At 61.3% G+C, this 6313-nt stretch carries 4 protein-coding genes and 1 pseudogene; all 5 read right to left on the bottom strand.

All coding sequences use genetic code 11. The annotated features are described in order from the left end of the window. Positions 1 to 28: 28 nt before the first annotated feature. Positions 29 to 2386 (bottom strand): DUF1553 domain-containing protein, encoded by a 2358-nt coding sequence (locus ACH2EH_RS03335; RefSeq protein WP_395138952.1) that lies wholly within the window; start codon positions 2384 to 2386, stop codon positions 29 to 31. Between the two features lie 27 nt (positions 2387 to 2413). Next, positions 2414 to 3673 carry an aminopeptidase P N-terminal domain-containing protein gene (locus ACH2EH_RS03330; RefSeq protein WP_395138950.1) on the bottom strand — a complete coding sequence of 420 codons (1260 nt, stop codon included), beginning with the start codon at positions 3671 to 3673 and terminating at the stop codon, positions 2414 to 2416. 4 nt (positions 3674 to 3677) lie between these two features. Next, positions 3678 to 4715, bottom strand: coding sequence for a GDSL-type esterase/lipase family protein (locus tag ACH2EH_RS03325; RefSeq protein ID WP_395138948.1), 1038 nt, complete (start codon positions 4713 to 4715; stop codon positions 3678 to 3680). Between the two features lie 12 nt (positions 4716 to 4727). Then, positions 4728 to 6059, bottom strand: coding sequence for an alpha-L-rhamnosidase C-terminal domain-containing protein (locus tag ACH2EH_RS03320; protein WP_395138946.1), 1332 nt, complete (start codon positions 6057 to 6059; stop codon positions 4728 to 4730). Positions 6060 to 6076: 17 nt separating this feature from the next. Beyond that, positions 6077 to 6313 (bottom strand): annotated as a pseudogene (locus ACH2EH_RS03315) (hypothetical protein); the annotation flags it as partial.

The raw sequence follows: 6313 nt of genomic DNA, 5'->3' as shown, positions 1-6313 counted from the left end.
ACAGTTCACGGCGTGTCATTGGCATGGTCTACTCCACATAGAGAAACTCGTTGGTGTTAAAAAGCGCGTGGCAGAGCTCCGTGAGATTACTTTGCTTGAGAAATGCCACAGCGCGAGTGATTTCGTCGGGCTGAGGCGGGCGGTTGTAGGCCCGCTCCCAAGCCTGCGTTATCTGAGTGACAGGATCCGCTCCTGCCTCTTTTTCGACTTGCTCGGCGAAGGCTTTGGCGAGGCGCAGCGCCGTGGTGTCGTTGAGCAAGAGTAGCGCCTGCAGCGGCGAGGTGGTCTGGGAGCGACGGGCGCAGGGCTCGTGGGTGTCGGGAAAATCAAAAGCCTCAAAGAGCGGGTAGCGTAGGTTGCGCTTGACAAAGAGATAGAGGCTGCGGCGGTTGCGCTCGGTTAGCTCGGTGGTTTCTTTCCAGTAGCCCGTCGTGGTCAGCCCGGCGGGTAGCTCCGCCATCACGCCCGGGCCGCCTTGTTTGGAGTTAAGCTGGCCGGACACGGCAAGCAGGGCATCGCGAATGCTCTCCCCCTCCAGGCGCTGCCGCCGAAAGCGCCAGAGCAGCGTGTTCTCCGGGTCGAGCTTCGTGGCTTTGGGGTTCTGCGTGGCGCTCTGGCGGTAGGCCATAGAAAGAACAATGCGCTGGTGGAGTTTTTTCAAGCTCCAGCCATCGTCGTGGATAAAGCGCTCCGTGAGCCAGTCCAGCAGCTCCGGGTGGGTGGGGCGCTCCCCGGCCACGCCAAAATCATTGCCCGTTCCCACCAGCCCGCGCCCGAAGTGCTGCTGCCAGAGCCGGTTGACCATCACGCGCGCTGTCAGTGTATTACGAGGCGAGGTGATCCAGTTTGCAAGCGCCGCGCGACGGCCCGTGGAGGTCGGTGAGGCCGTGAAGCGTGCATCGCCACCGCCCAGTGCCTGTAAAAATCCTGGTGTTACTTCCGGCCCCGGTTGGTCGTAGAGGCCGCCGGTGAGAAGAAACGTCTTAGGCGCATCGGGGCCAACATCGGTAATCCCTAGCGCGGTGGGCAGGGCGGCGGGCTTAAGATCTTTCTTGAGGACTTGGGTCAGCTCTGCCCAGGGTGTCTTCACCTCGGGCTTGGATTTTTCCATGGCCCCGGTCACCTCGCCCTCCGTGGGCTCGATCTGCGGGTTCACCTGATGCACCAAAACCCACTGCCGCGACGTGCGTTTCTCGGGCGGCGTGGTGACGGCTTCTTTTAGATCCTCGGGGAATTTTTCCAGCTTGCCCTTCGCCAGCCGCTCGCGCACGGGCTTTTCGAGGGTCTCCAGAGCCGTGCGCGTCTCGCGGGTCTTCTCCTCCCAGGCCGTGAGAGCCTGCTCCCGCGCGACACGCTCACTTGCGGGGAGCGGCACCAAGTCGGTGCGGGGGCGGACGGCGGCAAAGAAAGCCTGGAGCCGGTAGTAGTCTTTTTGGGGAACGGGATCGTACTTGTGGTCGTGGCAGCGGGCGCAGCCGACGGTGAGCCCCAGAAACACCGAGCCCGTTACATCAGTAATGTCATTGAGAATCTCCTGACGACGTAGCGGGATATTTCGGGCATTGCTCTCATCGGGGAAGTGCCGCGAAAAGCCCGTCGCGAGGAGTGCCTCAGGATCGCCCGGCCAGAGCTCGTCGCCCGCGAGCTGCTCCTTCACAAATCGGTCGTAGGGTTTGTCCGAGTTGAAGCTACGCACCACATAGTCCCGGTAGCGCCAAGCGGTCGGGCGCATTTCATCGCCTTTAAAGCCCTCACTGTCGGCGTAGCGTGCCAGGTCAAGCCAGCGCCGCGCCTGCCGTTCGCCGTAGGCAGGGCTTGCCAGTAAACGCTCCACAACACGCTCGTAGGCACCAGGCTTCGTGTCGGTCAGAAACGCCGCAGTCTCGCCTAGCGTGGGCGGCAGACCGCTCAGATCGAAGCTGACGCGCCGGATGAGCGTGCGCTTATCGGCCTCTTTTGAAAAACCCAGCCCCTTGTCCTTTAGTTTTGCCAGCAGAAATGCGTCTAAGCCGCTCTGCTCAACGGGCGGCTCCAAGCGGGCCTGCACGGGCAGAAACGCCCAGTGGGTTGCAGTGGCAACGAGCGGCGTCGGCGCAGCGACCCAGCTCTTCACTGAAGAGATCTCCTCGGCAGAGAGGCGCTTTCCGGGTGGCATCTGGAGCTTTTCCAGACCTGACACCACACGATAAAGGCGATCTCGCTTTGCACGGGTTAGAGGCTGACGCAGGTCAAGCCCCCCGAGCTTCGCGTCACCATGACAGCTCAGGCAGTTTTTTTGTAGCACCACCTGCCCCCGCTGGGCCGACAGTGGCTTCTGCCCTGCCGTTGGCAGGGCACTGAGTCCCAGAAGTGCCACTATTGCGACGGTGAGAGTGTTTTGCATCATTGCTTCTTCACTAGGATTTAACCTGATCTACAGCTCTTTGGCAAGCGGTATGTTGGCTTTCATCAGCGCCTCGATCTCGGCGATCTCAAACGGGACATGGCCGGTCAAGACCTCACACCCTGTCTCCGTGACCACGATGGTGTCCTCCACACGGATATAGAGCTGCTCCTCGGGAACCCAGAGCATGGGGTCTATGGAGATCACCAATCCGACTTGCATCGGCACGTCGAAGTACGAGCCCACATCGTGCACCGCCATACCAACCGGGTGGGAGAGATGCCCCCGGAAGCTCAGTGCCTTCTGGGCGGCATCGGCATAGATCGGCTTGGAGAACGTGGTCTGATCCAGAACCACGCGCATTTCCTCGGCGGCCTCCGCCAGAATCTCGCGTGGCATGGCACCGGGGCGGAGGCGCTTGAGCAGGGCCTTGTGGTACTCCACGATAAAGCCGTAGAGCTCGCGCTGCTGGGCGCTGAACGTGCCGTTAACCGGCCACATGCGGCCAATATCATTGGTGTAGTTGCAGACATCGGGCGCGTAGTCCATCAGCACGAGGTCGCCGTCGGTGAGCAGGCAGTCGTTTTGGTTGTAGTGACCGTCCCAGATATTGGCTCCACTAGCAATAATCGCGCAGTAGCCCTCGCGGCGTGCGCCACCGTCGCGGTAGAGGCCATCCGCAATCGCGCCGAGCTGGTACTCGCGCAGGCCAGGCCGAGTCGCCTGGATCGCCGCCTTCACTGCAAGCCCCGTAAGCTTTCCGGTGTAGCGCATCAGCTCGATCTCGCGGGGGCTCTTGATCACACGAAGCGCATCGAGAATCGGTGTCAGATCGCGCAGCTCGGCCCGTGGGAGCACCGCGCTCAGCCGCGCCCGAAAGCGTGCCGAGCGCCAGATCTCTCCGTCCCATGGGTCTTTGGCCACTGTTTTTGCATAGAGCTGCAAGACATCGCGGCACTCCACGCGCCCCTCAGGCGGCGCAAAGGGCGTGTAGAGCACCGAGACACTTTTCAGGGCGTCTTCGAGAGCCTCAAGGGGATGCTCCGTCTCCGGGGCAAAGACGGTGGCGGTGCGGGTCTTGCCATCGAGTAGTAAATACGCCTGAGGAGTCTCGACACCGCAGAGATAGAAAAACTCATTGGTCTGACGAAAGACCTCAAAGCCGCGAACCGGACCACCGCCTTGGATCAGCGCACATGCCTCAGGACCAATCTGGTCGAAAACACGCTCCCGACGGGCGGCGAACTCTTCCGCGGGAAACCAGTAAGCAACATCATACATTGATTTCATGAGATTATTTCCGAGGGACGGAAGTGGCCAGCACTTCAGATTTCAAGGCATTCACGAGCTTTTCCGCCAGCGCGGCGCTTCCAGCGATTTGGGGATGTAGGGGCCCATTGTACCAGCCGGTGGTATCTAAATAATACACTCTGGAGTCGCCTGCGGCGTTATACGCCGACACGACGGCCTTGATGCTCGCCTCCTGCGCCCCAATAAACGGACGCAGCGCGACAATCTTTGCCGTGGGATAGGCCGTGCGAATCAGAGACAGATAGCGTGCGTAGAGGCGGTGGTACTCATGAGGCGGTAGCGACGACTCGTTGGTTCCCTGGTTCACAACCACCACATCGGGCTGCCAATCGTCGCGGGGACAGCCAGCGTGAAAGAGGTTAAACGCCTCCAGCGCCCCAGGAGCTCCCCCGCTGCCTGCCCGCGCTAGGCCCGTCGCCCCAAAGCCCACTTGCCGCCACTCCGCCCCGAGTGCGAGAGCTGTCTGCCCCACATAGGACTGACGTGCATCGGCGAGCCAGGGCCAGGTAAAGGGAATCCCAGCAACCACGCCCGCACGCCCCTCATTGACGATCACCCCTTCCGTGATGCTATCGCCCAGAAACTCAATACTCAGAGCAGGCTTCTTCCACAGCGGCAGCGCACGCTCCAGCTTCCCGCCTTTAGCGAGCGTAAAGCCGGTAAATGTCACGCTAGCCACCAGTGGCGGTCTCCAGCGGCTCTGGTGCTCATCAAGGCCACGCACCAGGAGCATCACGGTATGGGGGCCGCGAGCAAGCCCCTCCGCCAGCTTAACCGCCACGGCAAGCTCGGCCTCCTGCCACACCCCGTTATCTATCTGCCAGGCGATTGTCGGAAACGAGCCCTGCGGGGTGCACTCGCAGTGCCGCTGATTGAGCGAGACATCAAACGACGCGTGAAGACTGGTGCCGGAGAAGCGTGCCCGAACATAGCTGCCGCTATTGACAGTGACAGCAGACGTGGGCTTGCGTAGATCCCAGCGTCCAAAGAAGCAATATTCCTGCGGCCATTGAACTTTCATCAGTACCTCTTTCTACTTTCCAGGGGAGTCAAAGAAAAGCCCTCTGAGTGTGACCAGATCGCCACGAATCTTATCGAAGCGGAACTTCACCGAGTGATCGTACTCGAAGACTAGATAGACGCCCTTTGCATGACCACGAACCACGCTGACCGGGGCGATGAGGCGCAGGCTGGCCGCGTCGAACATCTCGACCGCCGCACGTCGCCCGTGGCTTTCCCAGTCTATAAAATACAGCGCCAACTGGAACTTGCGAGTGCCCTCGATTCCAATCGTGACGGTCATGGTCTGGTCGTTGTTAGAGAGGCACGTCGCGCTGCGCATCTCCGCATTGCCAGGATCGGGTGCGAGCGCACTGGGGTTCGTGGTGGACGCGGCCCAGACCGTGGTATCGGGACGCCCCGCCTTGGGGAACGCCCGGAAGAAGTCCAGCGAGCGCACATACGAAGGCAGAACCTGCTTGTCCATGCCTTTAGGTTCCTGGCCACAGAGCACGTAGCCGTCGCGGCCATAGACACCTCCCCAGCTCCCGCGTGTTACTATATCCGTCTTCACCAACCGCCCCAGATAGACTTCTTTCGCTACCAGCGCAGGCTTGAGCGGACGACCCATGTAGCTTGTGCGGACACTGTAGGTGCCCGGCCCGACGCCCTCAAAGAGCACAAATTCGTCGTCCTCACGCGCACTTGCGATCCCGGGAAGCGGCTGAAAGCGCCCATCCCAGGCAGGCTTGCCATTGATCAGAATGCGCGTGATCTTGCGTCCTGCCTTGGGCACCCCGAGCTGCCCGAGCGTTCCCGGTGGCGCGATGAGCTGGCCCTTGCCGGTAACAAGATCGAAGTGAGCACTCAGCTCGCCGTGGGGCGTGGGCGTTGCCCCCGAGACATGAGTGAGCGTCGTGCCGAGATGCGGCAAGATCGCGTAGGTGGCAAACCCAGGAGAGGTGGGAGTGATTCCCAGCACCTGCTCACTGAGCCACTTGACGATGCCCGTTTTGTCAATCCCAGGCTCGTTGTACTCGCTGATACTCACTTCGATATCACCGGGGCAGTCCGGGCTATCAAACTCGATCCAGGCGGCGCTCTCCACCCCAAAATCAAGCTGAACCCTGCCCGTGCCCTGAACCGTCACGTCCGCGGTTTTCCGTGTCAGCGACTTGAGATTGCCAAACGACGCGGGCGTGTCGGTGGAGACGGCCTTGGGCCGAAGCTCATAGACCTGAAACGGATCCGGGGACTGCGGGTTTGCCCAGCGGTAGGCGACCAGCGGGTCGGGGGACTCGGGAACGGGAGGAGCAGTGAAGCTCCCCCCATGCAGCGGCGCGTAGGGTGGGGTGCTCTGGTTCATCGTGTGCAGAGAAAGTCCTAGATATGCCCATCCGCGAGCTTGGCATCTTTAGCGATATTGACCCAGGTGTGGACATGGGGCGCACCTCGGAAGTGCCAGACGAGTGCGGGACCCTCCAGCCGCCAGATATCCCAGACACCGTCGCTGCCCAAATCCTCTTGTTTGTAGAACGCGAGATGGATCTTGTCCAGCCCGCCGTTGGCCTCGATGGCCTTCATCGCGTCGCTGGCGTCCGACGGGCGGTAGGGTGAGAG

Source organism: Armatimonas sp., assembly GCF_043760365.1.
GTDB lineage: Bacteria > Armatimonadota > Armatimonadia > Armatimonadales > Armatimonadaceae > Armatimonas.
The sequence above is the reverse complement of the archived record's forward strand: the minus strand, read 5'-3'. Positions and strand labels throughout refer to the sequence as shown.

Excerpts from the sequence above, each read along its gene's own strand:
- ACH2EH_RS03335 (WP_395138952.1), bottom strand. The coding sequence starts at position 2,386 with ATGATGCAAAACACTCTCACCGTCGCAATAGTGGCACTTCTGGGACTC.
- ACH2EH_RS03320 (WP_395138946.1), bottom strand. The coding sequence starts at position 6,059 with ATGAACCAGAGCACCCCACCCTACGCGCCGCTGCATGGGGGGAGCTTC.
- ACH2EH_RS03330 (WP_395138950.1), bottom strand. The coding sequence starts at position 3,673 with ATGAAATCAATGTATGATGTTGCTTACTGGTTTCCCGCGGAAGAGTTC.
- ACH2EH_RS03325 (WP_395138948.1), bottom strand. The coding sequence starts at position 4,715 with ATGAAAGTTCAATGGCCGCAGGAATATTGCTTCTTTGGACGCTGGGAT.